Raw genomic sequence first — 25,661 nt, forward strand, 5'->3', positions numbered from 1 at the left:
AGTCCTTCAGGAAAGGGGGCGTTGTGCCGGTTCGCGCTCGGGTTCGAGCACCAGCAGCAGCGAGGCGACCAGCGCCAGCACCAGGCCGACGGTCTTCAATGGACCGGGCACCACGCTGGCGAACAGCAGCGACAGCACGGCGGTGACCAGCGGCGCGCCGGCATTGCTCAGCGGCGCCACCACCATCGCCTTGCCATGGCGGAACGCATACACCAGCGTCAGTGCGCCGACCGCGTTGAGGATCTGGATGCCGGCGGTCATCCAGGGACCGTCCAGGCCCCAGTTGATCGGCTGGCTGAAGTCGGTCATCGCCAGCGCCACCGGTGCCAACAGCAGCGCGCCGACGGTCATGTAGGCGAAGATGCTTTCCGCCCGCACGCTGTCGTTGGCCAGCTTCATGAAGTAGGCCTGCAGGCCCCAGGCCAGCATGATCAACAGCGACTGCAGGAACCAGCCGAGGCCGGCTTCGCCGCTGCCGAAAGAGAAATCCAGCAGCGGCAGTGCGACCAGCGCCAGCACGATGCCCAGCGTGCCCTGCCAGCCGGTACGCTCGCGCAGCAGCAGGAAGGACAGGGCGATGGTGACCACCGGCGACAGCGAGATCACCGGGAACACGAAGTACGCCGGGCCGATGGTCAGCGTATGGAACAGCAGCATCTGCCCGCCTGCACCCAGCAGGCCGATGACCAGCCCGTAGCCGATGGCGCGCGGCGAACGCTCCAGCTGCCAACCGCCGCGCCACAGGATGTACAACGCCGGCGGCAACATGGTCAGCGCCCATACGCAGTACACCAGCGTATCCGGGAAGCCATGCGCGGCCGACAACGGTGACAGCGCGCCCCATACGCCCCACAACGCGACGGTTGCCAGCGCATAGCCGAGCCACGGGCGGCGTCGCGGAGTCACGGACACGGCCACGGCGTCGGCGTTCATGCCGCACTTCCGGCCGGGGTGGCCTGCAGGAACAGGAAGCGTTCGAAGCGCGCGGGCAAGGTGGCCACCGCCCCGCCGTCGACCACGCCCAGATCGGTTTCGTTGAACAGGTCGCGGACCTGCCAGCGGCCGGCCGGCAGGCCGCGCAGCTCGACCTTGCCGTCCCAGCGTGGGGCATAGAAGGTGTAGTACTGCGCACCGTCCTTGCGGATGGCGTGGGCTTCGGGCTTGTCGAAGCCGATGTCATACAGGGTGCCGAGGTACTCGCCCCTGGGCAGCATGTGCGTGTTGTACAGGCCTACCCAGCGGCGCCACAGTGCCTCGCGTTCGTCGGTCAGCACGAAGCCGCCCGGCGGCAGTGGTACCGAAGGTCGATCCGTATCCTTGGGCCAGGTGAACTTGCTGGAAATCACCGCGCCGATGCCCACGCTTGAAGCAAAGTCATCGCGGTTGTCGGACAGCTCCACGTGGTCGCCGGCGTAGCTGCTGCGCTCACCGATCAGCGCCTTGATCGACTTGCCCTTGCTGCGCACCTGCCACGATGACAGCGGGTCAGAGGAGGGGAATTGATCGGTGGCCGGCAGGTTGTGGAAGGCGAACGCGGTGCCGCACGGGCACAGCTCCACCACCGCCTCGGGATTGGCGTCATGGGCGGCGCGGTAGATCGCGTTCCAGAACGTGGCCAGTCCGGTGACCGAGTCCTCCGGGCTGGCGTGTTTGTGCGCCGGGTTGTGGCAGGGCGCCACGGCGTTGAGGTGCTGCCCATCCAGCTTGATGCCCTCGAAGCCCCAGTCGCCGATCGCCTTCTTGACCAGCTCGACATAGAAATCGATGGTCGGCTGGTAGGCCGGACACTGGGTCAGCGCGTTCCACCAGGTCACGGTCTGGAAGGCGCCTTCCTTGTCCAGCAGCAGCATGTCCACATGGTCGTGCAGCACGTCGCTGCCCGGATCGGCCGCGAGCGGGGCCAGCCACAGCCGCGGGCGCATGCCGTGCCGGCGGACTTCGGCGGTGAACGCGCGCATGTCCGCATCGCCGCGCGGGAACTTGCGCCGGTCGATCTTCCAGTCGCCTTCATTGGTCTGCCAGCCATCGTCCAGCACCGCCCACTCAAAGCCGAGCTCCTTGGCCTTGGGCAGGGTCGCGTAGATCTGTTCGACGCGGAAATCACGTTCATAGCCCCACGCGCACCAGATCGGGGCGAACGCTGAATCCGGTGGGCGCGGGCCTTCGATGCCCTCGCCGCGCATGAACACCTGGTACTGCTGCAGCGGCGCGTAGAAATCGCCTTCATGCACGGCCAGCAGGGTGCGTTCGGTGACCAGTTCCTGCCCCGGCGCGAGGGTCAGCGCCTTGGGTGACTCAACCGCGATGGACGCGCCCTTTCCGGTGCGCTTGACCGGCATGTCCAGCGGACGCGGCACTGGTTCGACATGGCCGACCGCCAGCCCACCATCGCGGCGCCAGATGTTGGCCACCGGCGTGCCGCCGCCGTAGTCCGATGAATCCATCGCCAGGGTGTTGCGCTGGTCGAAGTCGGCCGCCAGGGGCTGTACCCAGTCGCGGCGATCGGTGTGGGTGGCGCCGGAGAAACTCCAGAAGCCACCGGGCGCGTCGTCGAGCTGGTAGGCGCTGCTGCGCCAGCCGGTCACTTCAAGCGGCACATCGCCGAGGTTGCGGTAGCGCACCTGCAACAGCGCCAGCCCGGGCTGGGCGTCGAAGCTGCTGACCGAGACCTGTTTCTCCACCCCCGCCGCGCGCGAGCGACCGGTGAATACCGCCTGCCTGCCTGCTCCGTGGCGGGGGTCATCCAGCACATGCGCGGTCTGCTCGACCAGCGCAAAGTCGGTGACATCCCCGCTGGCCAGCAGCAGGGCTTCGCTGGGCTGCCAACCGGTGAGCGGCTTACCGCGGCGCCAGACACGCGTATGCATGCGCTTGTCGAAGCCGATGGAGAGCACCGCATCACCTGCACGGCCATCGGGGGCGGGTGCAGCGGTGGCAGCGCGCACCCAGGGGGCGGCACTCCAGGCCATGCTGCCTGCCACGCTTCCGGCAATCAGCTTCAAGGCGGTACGGCGTCCGATCGGTGGCATAAGCGTCAACCCGGTGGAGATGGCTAGCATTCTGCGCACGCACCGCAGATTGATGCAAGCGTTTTGTTGCGATATGGTTCCACAAAGTTTCGTTATGTATAAGCGAGGGCGTCATGCGGTGGGACCTGCGTAGCTGGAACGGGTGTGCGGTGATGGCAATGGTCGTGCTGGCGGCCTGTACGCCGGAGAAAACGCCGCCAGGTGAGCCGAGGACGACAGCCATGACAGAGGGACAGGGCGGGCCGTCCTACGCGATGGCGGACTTTTCCACGGTGCGCAAATTCGACGCGCACGTGCATGCCAACGACCGTGGCACGGCGCTGCTGGAGCAGGCGCGCGCGGACAACTTCGGGCTTCTCTCCATCAATGTGGATTACCCCGACTTCCCCAGCCTGCTGGAGCAGCACGCCATCGCTGTAGCGCAGGCAAAGCAGGATCCGGGGCACTTCCATTGGGCGACCACGTTTTCAATGAAGGGCTATGGAAGTGAAGGCTGGGCCGGCCAGGTCAACGCTGCGCTGGACCGTGACGTGGCCGACGGCGCGCGTGCGGTGAAGGTGTGGAAGAACATCGGCATGGTGGAAAAAGATGCGCAGGGCAGGGCGATCATGCTGGATGATCCGGGCCTTTCCCCGGTGGCCGAGCACGTGCGCGCGCTGGACGTGCCGTTGATCGCGCACCAGGGCGAGCCGTACAACTGCTGGCTGCCGTTGGACAAGATGACCACCAACAACGATCGCGAGTACTTCGCCAAGCATCCGCAGTACCACATGTTCCTGCACCCCGAGCAGCCTTCGCATGCCGAGCTGATGGCGGTGCGCGACCGCTTCCTCGCCGCCCATCCGCAGCTGCGCGTGGTGGGTGCGCACATGGCCAGCCTGGAGTACGACGTGGATGTGCTGGCCGCCTTCCTGGATCGTTTTCCGCAGGCCACGGTGGACCTGGCCGCGCGCATGAGCCAAGTGCAGTACCAGTCCAACGCCGATCGCACGAAGGTGCGGGACTTCTTCATCCGTTACCAGGACAGGCTGCTGTACGGCACCGACCTGACCCAGTCGCCCGGCGCGGATCCGGCGCAGTTCAAGGCGGAAACGCACGCGGTATGGCAGTCGGACTGGCGCTATCTGGCGACCGGCGAGAGCCAGCGGATCGAGGTGCTGGAGGCGGACGTGGCAGGGCTTGCGCTGCCGCGCGCGGTAATCGACAAGGTGTATTACGGCAACGCAGCGCGCGAGTTCAAACTGTAGAAATGCGGGTAGCGCCGAGCCATGCTCGGCGAGCGCAGCGGGAAGCAGGAGCGTGACGACCCACGGTCGTCACCCACCGACAGCAACGATCAGGCCAGCTGCAGGTCCACGCCCAGCGCACGACAGGCATCGGCGACCTCGCCGGGTGCGCCGGTGTCGGTGATCAGCGCGTCCAGCCCGGATACCGGAATGATCCGGTGCAGGCAGACCTTGCCGAACTTGGAGCTGTCGGTGATCGCTACCACCGCGCGCGCGGCTTCCACCATCTTGCGGTTGAGCATCGCTTCGGGTTCGTAATGCGTCGTGATGCCGCGCTCCAGGTCGAAGCCATCCACGCCCAGGAACAGCAGGTCCACGTGCAGCGCATCGAGCGCCTCCACTGTCAGCCCCCCGTAGAAGGCCATGTTCTTGCGGCGCAGCTCGCCGCCCAGCATCACCAGGTTGATCCGGGTCTTCGGGCTGAGCACGGTCAACACGCCGAAATCGTTGGTGACCACGGTCAGGTCGATGTCCGGAAGCGCCTCGGCCAGCTGCATCGAGGTGGTGCCCGAGTCGATGGCGATGGTGTCGCCTGGCTGCACCATTGCCGCTGCGCGCGCCCCGATCCGGCGTTTTTCATCCAGATAGGCAGTGCGCTTGGCTTCGTAATGGGGTTCTGCCGCCGGGACCGGACCCACCGCGCCACTGTCAATGCCGCCGCCGTAGGCGCGCGCCATCACCCCGCGTTCGGACAGATAGCGCAGGTCCTTGCGCACGGTCTGCAGGCTGACGCCGAACTGCTGGGCCAGAGAGGACACCTGCACGCTGCCGTGCTGGCGTACCAGTTCACTGATCTGTTGACGGCGATGGCTGGTGTCCCGGGTGGCGACCATGCAGAAAGCTCCTTTCAAACGTTCCAGAGTATGGCGGTTTTCGTTACATTTCGCTATTGATGCAAAACGAAACCTCATATACGCTCGGTTTCGTTGTTTCACCAGTCAGGCCCCCACAGCCCGCCGTCCTATGCTTCATGCCTCAGGAGAGAGAGCCCGTGAACGCCGTCCGTCCGAACCGCCACTGTCTTTACCATGGAATCGCCTTGGCCTTGCTGCTGCCCGCTACCGCGTGGTCGCAGCAGGCCACCGAACCTGTCCCCGCCAGCACCTCGACCGGGCAGGCCGCTGCAGCCGCAGGCGAGGGCCCGATCGACCTGCAGACGGTCCAGGTCAGCGGCGTACGCGCCGCGCTGGCGCGTTCCACCGAGCTCAAGCGCGATGCGTCCACCGTGCAGGATTCGATCAGCGCGCTGGAGCTGGGCCGGTTCCCCGATGACAACGTGGCCGATTCGCTCAGCCATATCACCGGCGTGTCGATCACCCGCACCGCCGGTGGCGAAGGCCAGAAAGTCAGCGTGCGCGGACTGGGCCCGGAATACACCCTGACCACCTTCAACAACCGCATCCTGGCCACCGATGGGGCCGGACGTGATTTCGCCTACGACGTGCTGCCCTCCGATGTGATCAGTGGGGCCGACGTGGTCAAGGGCGCCCAGGCCGCGTTGACCGAAGGTGCGATCGGCGGCCTGATCAACCTGCGTTCGGCCAGCCCGTTCGACAACAAGGGCCAGCACGCCATCGTGCGTGCCGAGGGCGACCACAACCAGATGTCCGAGTTGAACGGCCGCAAGTTCTCCGCGACCTACAGCAACACCTTCGCCGATGACACCATGGGCCTGCTGATCGGCGCGGTGTACGCCGAGCGCAAGGACCGCACCGATATCGCCGGCAACGACGGCGGCTGGACCCGCAACCCGGACCCGGCCGACCCCAGCTGGGGCGGCAATGCCTGGGGTGGCAACATCGACCCGAACGGCAACGGCGAACTGGATCCGGAAGAATACGGGCTGATCGCACCGGGCCAGTTCCGCGTCGGTACGGTGCAGGAAGACAAGAAGCGCAAGGCGTTTTCCGGCAAGTTCGAATGGCGTCCCAACGATGACGTACGGATCGTGGTGGACGGCCTGAAGACCCGGCTGGATTCGCCGCAGGTGTCCTACCAGCAGTCGTTCTATCCGCTGTTCGCGCCGGGCCGCTGGTCGGACATCAACGTGCAGAACGGCATCGTCACCGGCTTCACCATGGACAATCCGGATCCGGAGCAGCGGATGAACCCGGAACTGCTCAACCAGACCGAACACCGGGTGGTGGACACCGACCTGTTCGGCATCAACGGCAGCTGGAGGGTCAATGACAGCCTGACCATGACCGGCGATGTGTACCGCTCCACCTCCGAACGCAAGTCCGGCGGCCAGGATACCTACGTGGTGCTGCGCATGAACCAGCCCAACGTCACCCGCATCGATCTGGCCCGCGATGCGGTGCCGAACGTGACCACCACCTTCGATGATGGTCGCGACCTGTCCACCGGTCTGGCCAACGGGCAGTTCAACGACAGCGACTTCAACACGCACTACATGGAACTGCGCGGCGACAACATCAAGGATGAGATCACCGGCGGCACCGTCGGCGGCAAACTATATGTCGGCGAGTGGGGCATCGACAGCCTGAACTTCGGCATGACCCGCACCGAACGCAGCAAGCGTCGCGACCTGGTCAACAACACGCTCAACGGCGGTGCCGACTACTACTCGGTGGACAACGCGATCAACGTCGCCGACCTCGGCGGTGGCGTGCTGGATCGCACCCTGTCGCTGCCTAACTTCATGAACAAGGTCGGCACCCGCTTCCCGCGCAGCTTCCTGGGCTTTGACGTGCCGAACTACCTGCGCAGCCTGGAAGCCTACAACGGCAACCCGCGCCCGGATGGCACGGTCTACGATTACGCCAACGCTGCCCCGCAGTGGAACCCGCTGGAAAGCTATCGGGTGGAGGAGAAGACCAACGCGTTCTACGTGCAGGCCGATCTGTCCGGTGATCGCTGGAGCGCGGACGTGGGCGTGCGCGTGGTCAGCACCCAGACCCGCGCCGAAGCGTGGGATGCGAAGATCATCAGCATCACCGAGAACGGCGCCTTCAACTACACCGCCCGTTATGCCGATCCCACCCCGGTACAACAGGACGGCAGCTACCGCTACATCCTGCCGTCGGGCAACTTCACCTGGCGCTTCACCGATGAGCTGCTGCTGCGCCTGGGCGCGGCCAAGACCATGGCCCGCCCGCCAGTGGACAAGCTGGCCCCGACCAACACCACCGCCAGTGTGTCGTGGGGCGAGTTCACCCAGATCTACGGTGGCAACGTCGACCTCAAGCCGTATACCGCCAAGCAGGGTGACGTCTCGCTGGAGTGGTACTTCGCCGAACAGTCCATCGCCAACATGGCGGTGTTCTACAAGCGTATTTCCAACCAGATCACCACCAGCTGGGAGCCGGGCCAGGACATCGGCGTGCCGGGATACCTGTTCAACGTGATGCGCCCGATCAACGGCGACTACGCCAAGGTGCACGGCCTGGAAGCCGGCCTGCAGCACTTCTGGGAGAACGGACTGGGCTTCCGCGCCCAGTACACCCGCAATTGGTCCAAGAGCTTCGTGGCTGGGGAAGAACGTCCGTTGGAAGGCATCGCCCCGTCGGTCTACTCGCTGGGCCTGATGTATGAGAAGGGCCCGTGGTCGATCAGCACCACGGCCGACTACAGCGATGGTTTCGTGACCGCCACCAACGTGCTCGGTGCGGGCTACAACGAACAGGCCGATGAGATCACCTGGCTCACCGCCAGCATCTCCTACGAGATCAACGACATGTTCAGCGTCAGCCTGCAGGGCCAGAACCTGCTGGACGAAGCGCAGACCTACAGCATCAACGGCAATCCGCTGCTTTCGCAGGGCTACTACCGTTACGGCCGTTCATTCACGCTGGGCTTCAGCGCGCGCTTCTGATCTCGATGGCGTGCCGGTTGGTCGGCCGGCACGCCATGCGCAACGCTGGGCAGATGGTCATCATCGGCCATTACACTATCCCGTCTTTGTCACGGGGCCCCCGATCATGAAACTGCATGCTGCAGGCCTGTGCTGCCTGCTCCTCACCAGCGCGCCCGCATGGGCCGACGCGGTCACCGTCAGTGGACGGGTCTACCAGGAACGTGATGGCAAGTCCGGTCGCGGGCCGACCGATCCGGGCATGGGCGGCGTACAGGTCTCCAACGGCCGCAGCATCGTGCGTACGAGTGCCGATGGCAGCTATCGCCTGCCGGTCGAGGCCGGCGATACGGTGTTCGTCATCAAGCCCGACGGCTACCGCATTCCGGGCGCCGCCGATGGATTGCCCGCGTTCTGGCGCCATTACGTCCCGCAGGGATCGCCCGCGTTGAAGTACCGCGGCATCGCGCCGACCACCACACCGGCCACTGCCTACGATTTCGCGCTCGTCCCGGAAAGACACGACAACCGCCGCGGCTTCCAGATGCTGGTGTTCACTGATCCGCAGACTGCAACGCGGGGTGACATCGGCTACTACGAGCAGTCCATCGTCGGACCGCTGGCGGGGAAGACCAAGGCGCGGCTGGGCACCACGCTGGGCGACATCGTAAACGACGACCTGTCGCTGTATCCGGCCATCAACAAGGTGACCACCCAGCTCGGTGTCCCGTGGTTCCATGTCCCCGGCAACCACGACCTGGATTTCGACGCCGGCCACGACGCGCACTCGTTGGACAGCTGGCGTGCGGTGTACGGACCGGACACCTATGCAGTGGAGGAGGGCGGGGCGAGCTTCGTTTTCCTGGACGATGTGGTCTACGATCCGGCAGCCCGACCGACCTACATCGGCGGCCTGCGCGAGGATCAGTTCGCCTTCCTCGGCCAGTACCTGAAGGGCCTGCCGCAGGACCGCCTGTTGGTGCTCGGGATGCATATCCCGCTGTTCGACGCCGCGCCGGGCCGCGAAACCTTCCGCCATGCCGACCGCCAGCGCCTGTTCGAGATGCTCAAACCTTTCAGCAACGTGCTGGTGTTGACCGGCCACAGCCATACCCAGCAGCACTACTACCATGGCGCGGCCGATGGCTGGCACGGCGACAGGCCGCTGCACGAGTACAACGTCGGCGCCAACTGCGGCGCGTTCTGGTCCGGGGTCAAGGATCGCCATGGCGTGCCGGACAGCACCATGAGTGATGGCACGCCCAAGGGCTATGCGCTGCTGGACGTGGCCGGCAACGGGGCGTACCGACTGCAGTACCGCGTGGCCGGCGCGGCGGACAGCGAACAGATCGGCCTGCATGCGCCGAAGGTGCTGCGGCAGGGCGCTTACCCGGCGTGGGGCGTGTTCGCCAATGTGTACATGGGCGAGGATGCCACGCGCGTGGAGTTCCGCATCGACGGCGGCCCCTGGCAGCCGATGAAGCAGGTACGCCAGGGCGATCCACGGCTGCTGGCGGAAAACGTGGCCGACGACCTGGCCCCGGCCCTGCGCGGGTATGACCGTTCGCCGGAAGCCACCCCGTCGCCGCACCTGTGGCGCGGCGCGCTGGCTACCGACCTGGCGCTTGGCGAGCACAACGTGGACGTGCGCGCGACCCAGCCGGATGGTTCGGTATTCACCGCGAGCACCCGTTACGCGTTGCAGGGAGCCCAGCGCTGAGCAGCAGGCGAGGGTAGCGCCGACCCATGGTCGGCGAGCGCAGCGGCAGCAGAAAAAAAGAACGGCAGCCGCCCATCAAGGCGCGGCTGCCGCGGAGAGAACGGACCCCGCCGCGAGGCGGGGTTTTTTCAGGTCAGAACTTGTAATTCAGGCCGAAGTACAGCTGGCGGCCACTGTAGATGTTGGAGATCAGGCGGGCCTTGGTGTCGCCCCCCAGGTGCATGCGCTGTTCGGACTTGGTGGCATTGAGCACCGAAGCGGTGAGCGTCAGCGCCTCGGTCAGGTTGTAGGCCGCATTGAGGTCCAGCTGGTCGTAGGGCTCGGTGAACACGGTCATGCCGTTGTTGAGCCCACCGACCACTTCGCCGCGGCGGTTGTAGGACGCGCGCGCGAGGAACTTGTCGTTCTCGTAGAACAAGGTCACGTTGGCCTGGTTCTTCGCACTGCCGACCAGCGGCGAGGCGCCGATGTTCTCTCCGTCCAGCACGATCGAGGCCAGGTTAGTGTCGTTGTAGGTGTAGTTGGCCTGCATGCCGAAGCCCATGTCGAAGGTGTACTGGCCATACAGCTCCACACCCTGCGAAACACCATCGCGGCCGTTGGCTTCGGTGGAATAGTTCTGCACCGTCACCATCTCACCGCCCACGTCCATCTGCTGGTCGGTCACCACCGGCACGGTGAAGTTGTCCACGTCCTTGCGGAACAGGGCCACGCCGGCCACGGCGCCCGGCTTGAAGTAGTACTCCAGGCCGAGGTCGTACTGCAGGGCCTCGAACGGCTCCAGCTGCTTGTTGCTGCCCGACCCGTACCAGCCCGGGGTGGTGGTGCCACCGGCCACGCGGCGGTCGTTGCTGTATTCCTCGCTGATGTAGTCCAGGCCGCCCGGGTAGGCGATGCTGGTGTACCCCGGGCGGGCGATCACCTTGGAGGCCGCACCGCGCAGCACCAGGTTTTCAGTGATGTCCCAGGCGATGTTGAAGCTGGGCAGGACGTCGGTGTAAGTCTTGCTCAGGCTGGACTGTTCATAGGTCTTCTCGCGCACGTCGCGGCGCACGAAACCGGATTCGCAGACCGTGCCGGCCGGCGGCGTGCCGGTCGGGCAGGCCAGCGGATTGCCATCGGCACCATCGACGAAGTAATCCATGAAGCGTTCGACCGAATCACTCGACGAAGCCATCTGCTTGGTCTGCACCAGGCGCACACCCAGGTTGCCGCGCACGCGTTCGGTGCGGAAGTTGGCCTGGAAATAGGTCGAATAGATCTTCTCATTGACGTCGTAGACGAAGTCCGGCTCGATCCGCTTCTGCATCCCGCCGTAGCGTTCGTTGAGGTAGGCCAGGTAAGCCGGGTAATTGATGCCCGGCATTACGTTGGCGTTGAAGCCGCCGGCGATGTCGTCGATCGGGCTGGACAGGAAGAAGCCCGGCTGTGCGACGCTCTTTTCCGGGTCGGCACAGTTGCCGGCCTGGTAGCGCGCCTCGTAATCGTTCGGATCAGCGCCCTGGCAGGCCCAGTAGGTGTTGCCGGTGTTGCGATGGACCTTGCCGTCGCGGTACTTCACGCCGAACTGGAACGAATCGATGAAGCCGCTTTCGAACAAGCGGGTGAAGTCGGCCTGGAAGTAGTTCTGTTCGATGCTGGTTTCGCGCCACGACGAATCGGTCGAGCCGGTGTCGATCTCGGCGATGCCAGCCATCAACTGGTCCTGAAGGTCCGGCGAGAACGTGGCCGACGGGGTGCCGGTCAGGTCATACGCGCTGTAGCTGTTGCCGGACTGCCACACGCCATCGACCTGGCGGCGCGGCTTGGCCGACATGCGGAAGTTGATCGACGGTCCGCCTTCGGACCAGGTGCGGCCTCCCTTGAAGGTCACCTTGGACAGCGGGCTGATTTCCCAGTCCACGGTCAGGTCGCCGGTCTGCGACAGCGCCTTTTCACGGCTGTAGGCACCACTCAGTTGCGGGGTGGGGATGGTGCAGTCATCCGGGCCCCAGCCACCCGGCGCCATGCCGGCGGCGGCGGCCTGTGCTTCGCTGCAGTAGTACGCCTTGCCCGGCAGCTTCTCGAACTGCGCGCCGGTGACGATGCTGCCGCTGGAATCGAAGTCCATGCCATTGAGCAGGCGGCCGCCGGCCCAGTTGCCGTCGCCGTTGTAGCGGGCGATGTTCCACTCCGGGATCTTGGCCTGGTTCAGCGTGTAATCGCCGGACAGCTCGAAGCGGAAGTAGTTGGCGGTGACGGTCAGGTTGTCGACCGGCTTGAACTGGAAGGTGAACTGGCCGCCGGTGCGCTCGCGCTCTTCTTCGCGCACGCCGAAGTTGACCGAGGTCGGCATGAAGAATTCGCTGTAGTTGCCACCGGTCTGGTTGTTGAAGCCGGACTCGCCCCACCAGTAATGGATGCCATCCTGCGGCAGCGTATTGCCGTAGGCATCCTTGGCTTCGGTGCCGGCGCCGTACCACTGGTAGTCATCTACGGTGACTTCCATGCTGCGGTTGGTGCGCTTCTGCTTGGTCGCCCCGATCAGCACGCCGAAACGCTCGTCCTTGCTGTGCCAGGCGTACATCGCCGACAGGTTCGGATCCACGCTGTCGCTGGTATCGGAGGTGACGCCTTCGATGTTGACGAAGCCGGAGTTGGCTTCCATCTCCAGTGGGCGGCGGGTATGCAGGATCACTGTGCCGCCGATGCCGCCTTCGTCGATGCGCGCTTCGGGCGACTTGAACAGCTCCGCGCTCTCCAGCATGTTCGACGGCAGCAGGGTGTAGTTGAACGAACGCGAAGCCTCGTTGTTGGTTTCCGAGGTGGCGATGTAGTTGCCGTTCAACTGGGTCAAAGTCAGGTCGGCATCCAGCCCGCGCACGCTGACATTCTTGCCTTCGCCGCCATCGCGGGTGATGACCACGCCGGGCACGCGCTGCAGCGCATCGGCGACGTTCTTGTCGGGGAACTTGCCGACGTCTTCTGCGGTGATGACTTCGACCACCGCGTTGGCGTCACGCTTCTGCTGCAGGCTCTTTTCGATGGCGTAGCGGTAGCCGGTGACATTGACGCTGTCCAGCGTGGTGGCGCTGGGCGAGGCGGCGGGGGTGGCGGGTGCTGCGTCCTGGGCGAACGCCGGCGCCGCAGTGGCCGCCAAGGCGAATGCGATGGCTGCCGACAGGGCGTGGCAACCGTGCTTGTGTGACATGTAATTCATTCTCTCCCTCTCCTGGATCGAACCGTTGGCTGATACGAAATACTTGAATCGATCTTATGTTTTGACGCGAGACCGCAAGCGTGGGGCGGGAGAGACAGGGCACCGGGTGGCGTTGCTGTCGGATTCCGAACCCGGCAATCGTGACCGTTTGAAGTTGGATCGATCTAAACGATTGCCGCGCATTTTTTAACACGGCCTGACTGAAGTCGCATGCTGCTGCGCAATATGAAAACGTTTGCAGCTCCACCCCTCGCCACCGCATGGTCCGCCATGTTGCGCTGCAGGATGCGCGAGGGCGGACGTTCATGTTTACTTCAATCGATCTAAATCGACCGAACAGGTATCGCGCCGGCATCGCGCGACGCGGGCCTGTCGGCTCGGATCCTGACCCGCCAACGCCCGCCAAGGAGCCCGTGAACGTGACCTTCCGACGTTGTTTCCCCCTGCGTGCCTTCACGCCCATCGCCTCGCTGGCGTGCGTGATCGCTTTGTCTGCCGCGTCCGCCCTGCAGGCTGCGCCGGCCGCGCTGGAGCGCGAAGTGAACACCTTCATCGGCAGCAAGGATGATGGCAACACCTTCCCGGGCGCCTCGGCCCCGTTCGGCCTGATCCAGGTCAGCCCGATCGGCAGCCATTACGCCGGCTGGCGGTATGACGACGAAAAAATCCGCGGCTTCGGCCATTCGTTCCTGTCCGGTGCCGGCTGCTGGGAGCAGGGCGGGCAGGTCTCGGTGCTGCCGGTCACCGGCACCATCGGCGCCGGCGGCGATTTCGATATCTCCAATCCCAAGGCCTTCGACCACAAGGCCTATGCGTCCACCTATGAGCATGCCGGTGAAGTCGGCCAGGCCGGCTACTACCGCGTTCGCTTGACCGGCTACGGCGGGATCGATGCCGAAGCCACCGCGCGTACCCGCGCCGCCGCCGAACGCTACACCTTCGCCGCCGGGCAGAAAGAGGGCCACGTGCTGGTGAATGTTGGCCAGGCCAACGAGCGCCATTCGGTGATCGGCAGCGTGATCGACGTCGTCGGCGACCGGGTGGTGGAAGGCAAGCTGGTCACCAAGAGTTTCTGCGGTGGACATCAGTACACGACGTGGTTCCGGATCGAGTTCGACCGTCCGTTCACCGCGCATGGTGTGTGGGGCGAAGAGCGCGGCCTGCCGGGCGCGCGCCACAGCATGGAAGGCGAAGCCAAGCCCAATGGTGCGTGGCTGAGCTTCGACCTGGCCGACGGCCGTGCGGTGACCGCGGTCAGTGCGATCTCGCACGTGGATGCCGAAGGTGCGCGCACCAACCTGCGCAGCGATGGCATGCAGGGCGGCAAGCTGCTCGGCTTCGATGGCATGCGCCGCCTGGCGCAGGACGCCTGGCGCGAAGAACTGTCGACGGTGAAGCTCGACGGGGGCAGCAAGGACGACCGCACGGTGCTGTATACCGCGCTGTACCACGCGCTCCTGCAACCGCTGACCGGCAGCGATGCCGACGGTCGCTATCGTGGCTACGACGATGCGATCCATCGCGCCGACGGCTGGACGTATTACGAGTATTTCTCGCTGTGGGATACCTATCGCGCGCAGAACCAGTGGCTGGCGCTGACCCGCCCGCAGGTGGCCCGTGACATCGGTCGCACGCTGCTGGCCATCGATGCACAGGGGGGATGGCTGCCGCGCTGGGGCTATGCCAACTTCGAAACCAACATCATGACCGGCGATCCGGTCACGCCGTTCATGGCCGATCTGTGGCGCTTCGGCGCACTGGAAGGCCGCGAGCAGGAAGCCTGGTCGGCCCTGCGCCGCAATGCCTTCAGCGTGCCGCCGTTGAACTCGCGCGCGGCCGGCCGCTCGGGCAACCCGTCCTATCTGGACAAGGGTTACGTAGTGTACGACCGCGCGTTCCCGTCCAAGGGCATGGACGTGGACCCGCACCATGGCGGTTCGGCGACGCTTGAATACGCCTTGGCCGATTGCGCGCTGGCGCAGATGGCCGATGGCCTGGGCCACGCCGCCGATGCGGCGACGCTGCGTGCCCGCGGGCGCAACTGGCGCAAGGTATGGGATGGCTCGGTGCGTGATGCGGAAACCGGCTTCACCGGCTTCCCGCGTCCGCGCACCGAAGGCGAGCAGTGGTACACCCCGTCCGATGGACACTACAGCCCGCGCTCGCACCATGGCTTCCACGAAGGCACCGCCTGGCAGTACCAGTGGCTGACCCAGCAGGACGTACCGGGCCTGGTGGAGGCGATGCACGGCCGCGAACAGGCCGGCAAGCGCCTGGATGCGTTCTTCGCGATGGATGCGCTGCTGGCCGATCCGCTGCAGGCCGCGCGCAAGGAATGGGTGGTGGGCCCTTACAGCTATTACAACCAGTACCGCTACAACCCCAACAACGAACCGGACCTGCATGCGCCGTGGATGTACACGCTGATCGGCCAGCCGTGGAAGACCGCCACCGTGGTCCGCGCAGCGCAGCAGTTGTTCACCAACGCCCCGAACGGCGTGACCGGCAACGATGACCTGGGCACGATGTCGGCCTGGTACCTGTTCAGTGCGCTGGGCCTGTACCCGGCGGTGCCGGGCAGTGGCGAGTTCCTGCTGCACGCGCCGCGTTTCGCCAAGGTGGATGTGGCGCTGGGCAACGGCCGCACGCTGAAGCTGCGTGCCCCCGGCGCGGACGGCCGCACGCTGCAGTACGTGCAGGGCGTGGAAGTGGACGGCGCCGCGCGATCGGCAGTGTGGCTGGACTGGGAAGCGCTGCGCGCTGGCCCGACCCTGCAGTGGTCGCTTGGCACCCAGCCGGCGGAACAGGGTTGGGGCACGGCGGTCAACGACCTGCCGGTCTCGTTCTGCGCCGCACCCGGCAGCGTCCTGAAGTGAGGCATTCGGCTCCCCGTGCTGCGCATGATCGTGCACGCGCGGCTGGGGCCGTTATGATTCAGGTACCTATCCAGAGCTCAGGGTCCATTACAGGATGAATGACGCCACCGGCAGCAAGGGGCCACGCAAAAGCGGCGACCGCGCGGTCACCGTGACCGACATCGCGCGCGCGATCGGCGTGTCACGGGCGACCGTGTCGCTGGTGCTGCGTGGCAGCCCGCTGGTGAACGTGGATACGCGCGCCAAGGTGGAGGCCGAACTGCGCCGCCAGCGCTATGTGTACAATCGCGCGGCGGCCAACCTGCGCCGGCGCACATCCTCCAGCGTGGCGCTGGTGATCAACGACCTGTCCAACCCGTTCTTCGCCGAGTTCGCCGCCGGCGTCGACGAAGCACTGGGCGACCAGGGCTATGTGACCCTGCTCGGCAGCACCGGCGAATCACCACAGCGCCAGCAGGCGGTGCTGGGCACGCTGATGGAGCACACTCCGGCCGGATTGATCCTGTCACCGGCCGAAGGCAGCGATACCGCGCAGGTGCGCCAGGCCCTGGGCCCCACCGCCAACGTGCTGCTGTTCAACCGTGCACTGGTCGGCGCGGACTGGGATTTCCTCGCGCTGGACAACCAGCAGGGAGCCTATCTGGCGACCCGCCACCTGATCGAACGCGGTCACCGCGAGATCGCCTTCTTCGGTGGCCACGCCGATTCCAGTTCCTGCGAACAACGCCGTGCCGGCTACCAGCAGGCACTGGGCGAGGCCGGCCTGTCGGTCACGCCGCAGTGGCTGATCGAATCGGCGCCGAACCGCCTGGAAGCCGCGCGCCGGGTTGACGAGCTGTTCGTCGGTGGTGGGCGGCCCAGTGCGGCGGTCTGCTACAACGACACCGTCGCGCTGGGGCTGATGCTGGGCCTGACCTCGCGCGGGATCCGTCCCGGCGGCGATTTCGCCGTCACCGGTTTCGATGACATTCCCGAGGCGGCGGTCGCCGTGCCGCCGTTGACAACCCTCACCGTTGATCCGCGGGCGCGCGGACGCCAGGCTGCCGAGCTGCTGCTGCAGCGTGTGCAGGCCCCGGATGCGCCGCCGCAGCGTACCGTTGCCCCCGTGCAGCTGCGCATACGCGAAAGCAGCGCCGCCCGCCCGAACTGATTCCCCTTCCTCATTCAACCACGCGCACCGAGGCGCGAACCCGCATGCCGATTTCATCAACGCCCCGTTTGAACACCACGCCCGGGCAAGGCGCACCGCCGGTCAACACCCGCATGGCGCTGGGCGTGGCCACCACCATCTTCTTCATGTGGGGCTTCCTGACCTGCCTCAATGACATCCTCATTCCGCACCTGAAGGCGGTGTTCGAACTGAATTACGCGCGCGCGATGCTCGTGCAGTTCACCTTCTTCGGCGCCTATTTCCTGATGTCCCTGCCGGCCGGTCGGCTGGTGGCCCACCTGGGGTACAAGAAAGGCATCGTGGCCGGCCTGTTGATCGCCGGCGTCGGCGCGCTGGGCTTCTGGCCCGCCGCAGAGCTGCGCGAGTACAGCGCCTTCCTGGGCGCGCTGTTCGTCCTGGCCACCGGCATCACCGTGCTGCAGGTGGCCGCCAACCCGTACGTGGCGCTGCTGGGTCCGGTGGAAACCAGTTCCAGCCGCTTGACCCTCGCCCAGGCACTGAACTCGCTGGGTACGGCGATCGCGCCGATCTTCGGCGGACTGTTGATCCTTGGCAACACGGTCAAGAGCGCCGATGAGATCAATGCGCTGTCGGTAGCCGAACAGGCCGCCTACCGTGCAGCCGAGGCGCAGTCGGTGCAGGGCCCCTACATCGGCCTGGCGATCGCCCTGGCGCTGCTGGCGCTGTTCGTTTACCTGTTCCGCCTGCCGACGCTGAGCGAGGCGTCCGAGCAGGTCGACGACGGTAAGCAGCACACCTATGCTGCCGCACTGCGCCACCGCCACCTGCTGTTCGCGGTGCTGGGCATCTTCTTCTACGTGGGTGCCGAAGTCTCCATCGGCAGCTTCCTGGTCAACTACCTGTCGATGCCGACCATCGGTGGCTTCACCGAACAGCAGGCCACGCATTACGTGTCCGCCTACTGGACGATGGCGATGATCGGCCGCTTCGCCGGTTCGGCGCTGCTGACCCGCTATTCGCCGCGGCACATGCTGGCCCTGTTCGCCGGCATCAACGTCGTGCTGCTGGGTGCCACGATGGCCAGTTCGGGCCAGGTCGCGCTGTACTCGGTGGTGGCCATCGGCCTGTTCAATTCCATCATGTTCCCGACCATCTTCGCGCTCGGCATCGAGCGTCTGGGGCCGCTGACCAACAAGGCCTCCAGCCTGCTGATCATGGCCATCGTCGGTGGCGCGCTGGTGCCGTACCTGCAGGGCGTGCTGGCCGACCACATCGGTCTGCAGCCGAGCTTCATCCTGCCGCTAGTGTGCTACGGCTACGTCATCTTCTTCGGTCTGGTGGGTGCACGCCTGCCGGCTGACACGACCCGCGGAGGCTGATGCAGATGGGCACCATTGTCTGTTTCGGCGAGATTTTGATCGATCTATTAGCGCAGCCACCGGCCTCGCCGGCCGAACCGCGCGCCTTCCTGCAATACGCCGGTGGCGCGCCGGCCAACGTCGCGGTTGCCGCCGCACGGCTGGGCGTGGATACCCAGTTCGTGGGCATGCTGGGTCGGGACATGTTCGGTGATTTCCTCGCCGACAGCCTGCAGCAGCACGGCGTGGGCATCGACTACATCGCACGTACCGATGCGGCCAAGACGGCGCTGGCGTTCGTCGCGCTGGATCCGCATGGCGAGCGAAGTTTCAGCTTCTACCGGCCGCCGGCGGCGGACCTGCTGTTCCGCGCCAAGCATTTCCAGGCGGACTGCTTCGCGCAGGCACGCTGCTTCCACGTCTGCTCCAACAGCCTGACCGAAGCGGCCATCGCGCAGGCGACGTTGGAGGGCATGCAGCGTGCGCGCGCGGCCGGTGCCCTGGTCAGCCTGGACCTCAACCTGCGTCCGGCGCTGTGGCCGGCCGACACCGATCCGCTGCCGACGTTGTGGCAGGCGCTGGCGCTGGCCGACGTGGTCAAACTGTCACGTGAAGAGCTCGACTTCCTGGCCGCGCCGCTGGGCGAGGGCGGTGCCGAACAGGTCCTGCAACAGCTGTTCGCCGCGCAGGCGCGCTGGGTGGTGGTCACCGATGGCGCCGCCGCACTGCGTTGGTACACGCGCAGCGCGCAGGGCCGGGCCACCAGCTTCCGTGTCGCCACCGTGGACAGCACCGCTGCCGGCGATGCCTTCGTCGGCGGCCTGCTGACCGCACTGGTCGAACGCGGCGTGGATGCCAGCAACCTGCCGACCTTCTGCAACGACGAAGCGGCGATGCACGAGGTGTTGCGCTTCGGCGCTGCCGTCGGTGCGCTGGCGGTGACCCGCAAGGGCGCTTTCGCGGCCATGCCCTCGCGCGATGAAGTCAACGACCTGCTGCTGCAAACCGAGGAATCGCACTGATGACCCAGACTCCGGACTTCCGTTCGCCGGCTTTCCTGCGCGGCCACATCGCCCACACCATGGCGTTCTACCATCCGCGTTGCATCGATCCGCAGGGTGGCTTCTTCCATTACTTCCGTGACGACGGCAGCGTCTACGATGCAGGGCATCGCCATCTGGTGAGCAGCACGCGTTTCGTCTTCGACTACGCCATGGCTTACCGCGAGTTCGGTGATGCGGCTTACCTGGACGGGGTCAAGCATGGCGTGCGCTACCTGCGCGAGGTGCATCGCAACCCGGCCACCGGCGGCTATGCCTGGACGCTGCGCGATGGCGTGGTGGAAGACGATACCAACCACTGCTACGGCGTCGCCTTCGTGCTGCTGGCGTACAGCTGCGCGCTGAAGGCCGGCATCGAAGAAGCGCGCGGCTGGATGGAGGAGACCTGGCAGCTGCTGGAAACGCGGTTCTACGAGCCGGCGCACGGTCTGTACCGTGACGAAGCCGACGCGCAGTGGAACTTCAGCGGCTACCGCGGGCAGAACGCCAACATGCACATGTGCGAGGCGATGCTGGCCGCGTTCGAGAGCAGTGGCGAGCAGCGCTACCTGGATCGTGCGCTGCAGCTGGCCGACATCATGACCCGCCGCCAGGCCGCCAAGGCCGACGGGCTGGTGTGGGAGCACTACGACAGCGAGTGGAACATCGACTGGAAATACAACCTGGATGATCCCAAGCACCTGTTCCGTCCGTGGGGCTTCCAGCCGGGTCACCAGACCGAGTGGGCCAAGCTGTTGCTGATCCTGGATCGCCATGTGCAGGCGGACTGGCTGGTGCCGACGGCGCGCCATCTGTTCGACGTAGCGGTGGAACGCAGCTGGGACAACGAGCGCGGTGGGTTGTATTACGGCTTCGCGCCGGATGGCAGCGTCTGCGACGACGACAAGTACTTCTGGGTGCAGGCGGAGTCGCTGGCGACCGCGGCGGTGTTGGCGCAGAGGACGGGTGATGCGGTGTACTGGGAGTGGTATGACCGGCTGTGGGCGTATGCGTGGGAGCACTTCGTCGACCATGAGTACGGTGCGTGGTTCCGCATCCTGGATGCGGACAACCGCAAGTACAGCGATGAGAAGAGCCCGGCGGGCAAGGTGGATTACCACACCATGGGCGCGTGTTATGAGGTGTTGAACGTGGTGCGTTCCGGTTGAGTACAAGCGCGGCGCCTGTTTGATCCTGGGGCGCGGCGGCGGGGAGGCCTGCGCAGGACACGCCGCAAGTGCCTCCCTGCAGGCTCGTTTCCGCCCGTCCAGGGCTCCAACGGTCCTGCGCAGGCCTCCCCGCCGCCGCTCAGCCGGGTTCCCGCGTGCGCGGCGGGTTCAGAGCCAGACACGTTCGGTGTGGGGCTTTCGAGGCGGGATCATTGTTGCGACGGGGGTTGGGATGCAGATCCGGGATGCGTGGGTGCGGTTCGGTGCGGTAGTGCTGGCGTGTCTGTTGCCGGTGCTGGCGCAGGCCGGTGTGCTGGAGGCGCGCTGGGAATTCCGGCTGCTGCCGGGTGGGGCGCAGGTGGCGGCGCATCCGGAAGCGGCAGGCTGGGGCGCGGCGCAGGTGCCGGGCAGTGTGCATACCGATCTGCTGGCCGCCGGCTTGATCCGCGATCCGTATGTCGGTTCGCCCGAGGCGCAGCTGCAGTGGATCGGGCTGGCGGACTGGGAGTATCGCGCCGGCTTCGATGTGGACCCGGCAACGCTGGCGCGCCCGCACGCCGAGCTGGTGTTCGAAGGGCTCGATACCTTCGCCGAGGTGGAGCTCAACGGCCAGCCGTTGCTGCGTGCTGACAATGCGCACCGGACCTGGACGGCGCGTGTCGACGGCCGCCTGCAGCCGCGGGGCAACGTGCTGCGCATCGTCTTCCGTTCGCCGATCACCCGGTTGCTGCCGGCCGTGCAGGCGATGCCGCACAAGATCGCGGGCAACTATCCCTCGCCTTATGGGGATGAGCCGCGCGATGCGATGGTCGGCAACTTCGTGCGCAAGCCGGCCTACCATTTCGGGTGGGACTGGGGCCCGCGCTATGTCACCGCGGGCGTGTGGAGGCCCGTACGGCTGGAAACGTGGGGCGCCCAACGGGTGACCGACCTGGCGGTACGCACTGAGGCGCTGGATGCCAACCTCGCTGCGTTGACCGCTCTGGTCGAGGTCGAACATGCCGGCGCCGAGGCGACGCTGCCACTGCGGCTGGAGGTGCGCGATCCGGACGGCAAGCCTGTGGTGCAGGTGGTCCGCGATGTGCTGCTGAAGGCGGGAACGCAGACGCTGCAGGTGCCGTGGCAGGTCCCGCAGCCGCGTCGCTGGTGGCCGGCCGGGCAGGGCGCGCAGGACCGTTACAGCGTGCGGGTTGCGCTGGGTGCGGGCGACGAGCCAGCACTGCAGGCCAGCCGCCGGATCGGCCTGCGCAGCGTGGAGCTGCGGCGCGACACGGATGCCCAAGGTGGCCAGGGCTTCGCCTTCGTGATCAATGGGCGCGAGGTGTTCGCCAAGGGGGCCAACGTGATTCCCTTCGATGCGTTCCCCGCACGCGTGGACACCGCCCGCCTGCGCACCCTCCTCACCGCCGCGCGCGATGCCAACATGAACATGCTGCGCAACTGGGGCGGCGGTTACTACGAAGACGACGCGTACTTCGAGCTGGCCGACGAGCTCGGGCTGATGGTCTGGCAGGACTTCATGTTCGGCGGCGGCATGCAGCCGGGGTTCGATCCGGCGTTCCGGCAGAGCGTGGTCGCCGAGGCCCGCGACAACGTGCGGCGGCTGCGCCATCACCCGAGCATCGTGCTGTGGTGTGGCAACAACGAAGAAGAAACGGCGTGGAAGGATTGGGGGCATGGCCGCGATCTGGAAAAGGCCGATCCTGCGTTCGCCGCCCGCGTGTGGCAGGGCTACGTGGACCTGTTCGGGCATGACCTGCGCGCCGTGGTGGCCGAACAGGGCCTGGGTGTCCCGTACTGGTCCAGCTCGCCCAGCAACGACCTGGATGACAAGGCCAACGACTCCACCCGCGGTGACAAGCATTACTGGCAGGTATGGGGCAATCCGGCGTTGCCGGTCGGCGCCTACCTGAAAGAAACGCCGCGCTTCATGTCCGAATATGGCCTGCAGTCCTGGCCGTCGCAGGCGATGGTGGACCGCTTCGCCACGCGTGCCGAACAGCGCATCGACAGCCAGGTGATCCAGGCACACCAGAAATTCATGGCGGGGCTGGGCAACGAACGGCTGCTGCATTACATCCGACTCGGCTATGGCGAGCCGGCTGATTTCCCCGCGTTCCTGTATCTGTCCCAGGTGATGCAGGCTGAAGGCATCCAGTTGGCTGCGCTGCACCACCGGGCATCGCGTCCGTACACCATGGGTTCGCTTTACTGGCAGCTCAATGATGTGTGGCCGGGTGCGTCGTGGTCGGGCATGGACCACGACGGCAACTGGAAGGGATTGCATTTCCAGGCGCGTCGCTTCTTCGCCGACCTGGCCGTGGCGGCGCTGCGTGACGACGGGGTGACCCGCGTGAGCCTGCTCAACGACACTGCGCAGCCTCACTCGGTGCGCTGGCGGCTGCAGGTGATGGACCTGCAGGGGCATGTGCGGGGTACGCAGGAACAGGCGGTGGTGCTGGCGCCGGGATCAGCGACCGAGGTCGGGCGTTTCAGCGATGCGCGCCTGCTGGGTGGGGCGGATCCGGCACGCACGATTGCGGTGGTGGAACTGTTGCAGGACCAGCGGCTTCTGTCGCGGCAGGTGGTCGGCTTCGTCGGGGCGCGCGATCAGGCGTTGCAGCCCGGACAGCTGCAGGCAAGCCTGCAGGGCGAGGGCGATGCGCTCGAAGTGGTGCTGCAGGCACGCGGGCTGGTGCGTGCGGCATGGATCGATTTCGGGGCAAACGAGGCGGTGCTGAAGGACAACCTGCTTGACCTGCTGCCGGGCGAGCGCCGGGTGCTGCGTGTGCGCTCGGCCAGTGACGCCGAGACGCTGCGCGCAGCCCTGCGCGTGCAGACCCTGGGCGACGTGCTGGAAGAGAGCCGGTAGCGCCGAGCCATGCTCGGCGGCTGCGCGCGGGAGGGCCCCCGCCGAGCATGGCTCGGCGCTACCAGGGCCGTTCCGCGCCGCATGCGGCGGCGCTACCAGGACCGCTCGCTCAGAGCGTGATCTGCTGGAAGTTCTCTACCCGGTCATGGCCGTGCGTACCCTCGCCGCTGCGCGGCAGCGGGTAGTCGTCCAGGCGGTCCAGCAGGCGCGTCTGCAGGCCGGCTTCGCGCGCCGCATCGAGTTCTTCCACCACGTCGGACAGGAACACGATCTCCGCGGCGGGCACGCCGATGGCCGCCACGATACGGCGGTAGCTGTCCGCCTCGCGCTTGCCGCCGATTTCGGTATCGAACCAGCCGGACACCAGCGCGGTCAGGTCGCCGGCCTCGCTGAAGCCAAAGAACTGCTTCTGCGCCGGCACCGAGCCGGAGGAATACACGTACAGCGGCAGCCCGGCGGCATGCCAGCCCTTCAGCACCGCGGCGACTTCCGGATAGAAGTGCGCCTTGTAGTCACCGTTGCGGTAACCGGATTCCCAGATCATGCCCTGCAGCGCCTTCAGCGCCGTGTGCTTGCGGTCCTGGTCGATCCAGCCCTGCAGCGTTTCGGCCACCACGCTGTCCTGGCAGGCGCCACCGATCTCGGTGGCCACCGCATCCAGCCAGCGCCGGACCTGCGGTTCGTTGCCATGGGCGGCGATGAAGCCGGGCAGCGCCTGGCGTGCATACGGGAACAGCACGTTCTTGACGAACGAGATGCTGCTGGTGGTGCCTTCGATATCGGTGAGGATGACGCGCGGCTGCATGGATCTTCAGGCCTGGGTAGGGACGTAACGGGGGAACTTCTGCGCGATGTCGGTGCCGGTGAAATGACCGACCCAGCCATCGGCTTCAGTAAAGAAGCGGATCGCCACGAAGCTTGGTTCATCGCCCATGTCGAACCAATGGTTGACGCTGTCCGGCACGGCGATCAGGTCGTCCTTCACGCATTCGATTTCGTAGACCTTGTCGCCCACGTGCAGGGTGAACAGGCCGGACCCCGCGACGAAGAAGCGGACTTCGTCTTCCTTGTGGAAATGCTCGTCGAGGAACTTCTTCCGCAGTTCGGCACGGTTCGGGTTGTCCGGCGCGATCGACGCGACATCCACGCTCTTGAACCCGCGTTCGGCGACCAGCCGGTCGATGTCGGTGCGGTAAGCGGCGAACACCTCTTCCTGGCTGGCGCCCGGGGCGACCGGCTGGCTGGCCTGCCAGCGCTCGAAGGTGACGCCGATCTTCTGCAGTTCGGCGGCGATCAGCGCGCCGTCCTGGGAGTCCAGCAACGGGGCGTCGGGGGCAGTGTCGTTGTAGATGCGCAGTCGGCTCATGGCGGCAGCTTGAACGTCGGGGGGACGGGTAGGGTAGCAGCGCGGCGCGGCGGGGTCAGATTCCAATCGGCCATGTGACCCCTCCGGATTCAGCCTCGCAGGCGGCGCAGTTCCAGTTCGCAGTGGAACAGGAACTCGAACGCTTCCAGGTGACGGCGCGCTTCGGCCATGTCGCGGCCCCAGGCGTACAACCCATGGCCGTCGATCAGATAGCCCCACAGGCACTGGGTATCCAGCAGCGCGTCGACCTGGGCGGCCAGCACGTCCATGTCCTGCGTGTTGGCGAACACCGGCACCTCGATGGCCATCTCATGGGTGCTGTTGCCGGCGAAGGCCTTCAGCAGCTCGTAGCCTTCCAGCCGGATGTGGCCCTGCGGTGCGTACAGCCGCGAGGCGATGGTCTGCACCGGGGAATGGGTATGCAGCACGCAGCCGACTTCGGGGAAGCGGCGATACAGCTGGGTATGCAGCAGGGTTTCGGCAGACGGGCGCAGCGGGCGGCCGACGGCCTTGCCGTCGAAGTCCACCACCATGATGTCGTCTTCGATCAGCCGGCCCTTGTCACGGCCGGACACGGTGATCGCCGCATGCTGGTCGTCCAGCCGATGCGAGAAGTTGCTGCTGGTCGCGGGTGTCCAGCCGGCCTGGGCCAGCTCGCGGATGTTGTCGATCAGCAGCTGCGCCAGTTCACTCAGGCGCTGGCTGTCATACGGAGAAAGGGGCGCGTTCATGCGCCCCATTCTATCCGGTCCCGCCGGGCCGGGCGCGTGCCCGGCTAGGTAGTGACGGCCGCTGGCCGT

General features: G+C 66.1%; 16 protein-coding genes. 9 read left to right on the forward strand and 7 right to left on the reverse strand.

Translation table 11 applies throughout. The annotated features are described in order from the left end of the window. Positions 1-6: 6 nt before the first annotated feature. Positions 7-933 carry a DMT family transporter gene (locus IFT63_RS04860; protein ID WP_042613968.1) on the reverse strand — a complete coding sequence of 309 codons (927 nt, stop codon included), beginning with the start codon at positions 931-933 and terminating at the stop codon, positions 7-9. Next, positions 930-3,029 (reverse strand): glycoside hydrolase family 36 protein, encoded by a 2,100-nt coding sequence (locus tag IFT63_RS04865; protein WP_042613967.1) that lies wholly within the window; start codon positions 3,027-3,029, stop codon positions 930-932. The genes IFT63_RS04860 and IFT63_RS04865 overlap by 4 nt, the downstream gene beginning before the upstream one ends. 221 nt (positions 3,030-3,250) lie before the next feature. Between IFT63_RS04865 and IFT63_RS04870 the strand changes: the two genes are divergently transcribed. Beyond that, entirely contained in the window at positions 3,251-4,276 is a 1,026-nt protein-coding gene (locus IFT63_RS04870; RefSeq protein ID WP_249404331.1) for an amidohydrolase family protein, read from the forward strand. 89 nt (positions 4,277-4,365) lie between these two features. Here IFT63_RS04870 and IFT63_RS04875 read toward each other — a convergent pair whose 3' ends face one another. Then, positions 4,366-5,148: a DeoR/GlpR family DNA-binding transcription regulator gene (locus IFT63_RS04875; RefSeq protein ID WP_042613965.1), complete on the reverse strand. Its 783-nt coding sequence runs from the start codon at positions 5,146-5,148 to the stop codon at positions 4,366-4,368. A 158-nt stretch (positions 5,149-5,306) separates the two neighbouring features. On the opposite strand from IFT63_RS04875, the gene IFT63_RS04880 reads away from it, so the two are divergent. Next, entirely contained in the window at positions 5,307-8,150 is a 2,844-nt protein-coding gene (locus IFT63_RS04880; RefSeq protein WP_342450463.1) for a TonB-dependent receptor, read from the forward strand. Between the two features lie 106 nt (positions 8,151-8,256). Continuing rightward, a complete protein-coding gene (locus IFT63_RS04885) occupies positions 8,257-9,849 on the forward strand; it encodes a calcineurin-like phosphoesterase family protein (protein ID WP_192083404.1) in 1,593 nt (530 codons plus the stop codon). 133 nt (positions 9,850-9,982) lie between these two features. Here IFT63_RS04885 and IFT63_RS04890 read toward each other — a convergent pair whose 3' ends face one another. Continuing rightward, positions 9,983-13,048, reverse strand: coding sequence for a TonB-dependent receptor (locus IFT63_RS04890; RefSeq protein WP_192083405.1), 3,066 nt, complete (start codon positions 13,046-13,048; stop codon positions 9,983-9,985). A gap of 479 nt (positions 13,049-13,527) precedes the next feature. Here IFT63_RS04890 and IFT63_RS04895 point away from each other — a divergent pair, with 479 nt between their 5' ends. From IFT63_RS04895 to IFT63_RS04920, 6 genes are all read left to right on the forward strand, one after another. Then, complete coding sequence (locus tag IFT63_RS04895; protein WP_342450484.1) at positions 13,528-15,924, forward strand: GH92 family glycosyl hydrolase; 2,397 nt, start codon at positions 13,528-13,530, stop codon at positions 15,922-15,924. A 94-nt stretch (positions 15,925-16,018) separates the two neighbouring features. Next, a complete protein-coding gene (locus IFT63_RS04900; RefSeq protein ID WP_042613961.1) occupies positions 16,019-17,074 on the forward strand; it encodes a LacI family DNA-binding transcriptional regulator in 1,056 nt (351 codons plus the stop codon). A 44-nt stretch (positions 17,075-17,118) separates the two neighbouring features. Beyond that, on the forward strand, positions 17,119-18,435 hold the full coding sequence (locus IFT63_RS04905; RefSeq protein ID WP_042613960.1) for a sugar MFS transporter: 1,317 nt from the start codon (positions 17,119-17,121) through the stop codon (positions 18,433-18,435). Positions 18,436-18,440: 5 nt separating this feature from the next. Continuing rightward, entirely contained in the window at positions 18,441-19,436 is a 996-nt protein-coding gene (locus IFT63_RS04910) for a carbohydrate kinase (RefSeq protein ID WP_192084139.1), read from the forward strand. After that, positions 19,436-20,623 carry an AGE family epimerase/isomerase gene (locus IFT63_RS04915; protein WP_042613959.1) on the forward strand — a complete coding sequence of 396 codons (1,188 nt, stop codon included), beginning with the start codon at positions 19,436-19,438 and terminating at the stop codon, positions 20,621-20,623. Before IFT63_RS04910 ends, IFT63_RS04915 begins: the two co-directional genes overlap by 1 nt. Before the next feature lie 232 nt (positions 20,624-20,855). Further along, positions 20,856-23,495, forward strand: a complete 2,640-nt coding sequence (locus IFT63_RS04920) for a glycoside hydrolase family 2 protein (protein ID WP_042613958.1) — start codon at positions 20,856-20,858, stop codon at positions 23,493-23,495. Positions 23,496-23,604: 109 nt separating this feature from the next. Here IFT63_RS04920 and mtnC read toward each other — a convergent pair whose 3' ends face one another. From mtnC to IFT63_RS04935, 3 genes are all read right to left on the reverse strand, one after another. Then, positions 23,605-24,300 carry an acireductone synthase gene (mtnC, locus tag IFT63_RS04925; RefSeq protein WP_042613957.1) on the reverse strand — a complete coding sequence of 232 codons (696 nt, stop codon included), beginning with the start codon at positions 24,298-24,300 and terminating at the stop codon, positions 23,605-23,607. Between the two features lie 6 nt (positions 24,301-24,306). Continuing rightward, complete coding sequence (locus tag IFT63_RS04930; RefSeq protein ID WP_182656796.1) at positions 24,307-24,861, reverse strand: acireductone dioxygenase; 555 nt, start codon at positions 24,859-24,861, stop codon at positions 24,307-24,309. Between the two features lie 89 nt (positions 24,862-24,950). Then, positions 24,951-25,592, reverse strand: a complete 642-nt coding sequence (locus IFT63_RS04935; protein ID WP_042613955.1) for a methylthioribulose 1-phosphate dehydratase — start codon at positions 25,590-25,592, stop codon at positions 24,951-24,953. Positions 25,593-25,661: the final 69 nt, after the last annotated feature.

The sequence above is a fragment of the Stenotrophomonas sp. CFBP 13724 genome (assembly GCF_014841975.1).
GTDB classification, from domain to species: domain Bacteria; phylum Pseudomonadota; class Gammaproteobacteria; order Xanthomonadales; family Xanthomonadaceae; genus Stenotrophomonas; species Stenotrophomonas lacuserhaii.

What these genes read in the sequence shown, in the direction of transcription:
- IFT63_RS04905 (WP_042613960.1), top strand. Translation starts at nt 17,119, where the DNA reads ATGCCGATTTCATCAACGCCCCGTTTGAACACCACGCCCGGGCAAGGC.
- IFT63_RS04920 (WP_042613958.1), top strand. Translation starts at nt 20,856, where the DNA reads ATGCAGATCCGGGATGCGTGGGTGCGGTTCGGTGCGGTAGTGCTGGCG.
- mtnC (WP_042613957.1), bottom strand. Translation starts at nt 24,300, where the DNA reads ATGCAGCCGCGCGTCATCCTCACCGATATCGAAGGCACCACCAGCAGC.
- IFT63_RS04890 (WP_192083405.1), bottom strand. Translation starts at nt 13,048, where the DNA reads ATGAATTACATGTCACACAAGCACGGTTGCCACGCCCTGTCGGCAGCC.
- IFT63_RS04860 (WP_042613968.1), bottom strand. Translation starts at nt 933, where the DNA reads ATGAACGCCGACGCCGTGGCCGTGTCCGTGACTCCGCGACGCCGCCCG.
- IFT63_RS04915 (WP_042613959.1), top strand. Translation starts at nt 19,436, where the DNA reads ATGACCCAGACTCCGGACTTCCGTTCGCCGGCTTTCCTGCGCGGCCAC.
- IFT63_RS04900 (WP_042613961.1), top strand. Translation starts at nt 16,019, where the DNA reads ATGAATGACGCCACCGGCAGCAAGGGGCCACGCAAAAGCGGCGACCGC.
- IFT63_RS04910 (WP_192084139.1), top strand. Translation starts at nt 18,441, where the DNA reads ATGGGCACCATTGTCTGTTTCGGCGAGATTTTGATCGATCTATTAGCG.
- IFT63_RS04935 (WP_042613955.1), bottom strand. Translation starts at nt 25,592, where the DNA reads ATGAACGCGCCCCTTTCTCCGTATGACAGCCAGCGCCTGAGTGAACTG.
- IFT63_RS04885 (WP_192083404.1), top strand. Translation starts at nt 8,257, where the DNA reads ATGAAACTGCATGCTGCAGGCCTGTGCTGCCTGCTCCTCACCAGCGCG.
- IFT63_RS04875 (WP_042613965.1), bottom strand. Translation starts at nt 5,148, where the DNA reads ATGGTCGCCACCCGGGACACCAGCCATCGCCGTCAACAGATCAGTGAA.
- IFT63_RS04865 (WP_042613967.1), bottom strand. Translation starts at nt 3,029, where the DNA reads ATGCCACCGATCGGACGCCGTACCGCCTTGAAGCTGATTGCCGGAAGC.
- IFT63_RS04930 (WP_182656796.1), bottom strand. Translation starts at nt 24,861, where the DNA reads ATGAGCCGACTGCGCATCTACAACGACACTGCCCCCGACGCCCCGTTG.
- IFT63_RS04870 (WP_249404331.1), top strand. Translation starts at nt 3,251, where the DNA reads ATGACAGAGGGACAGGGCGGGCCGTCCTACGCGATGGCGGACTTTTCC.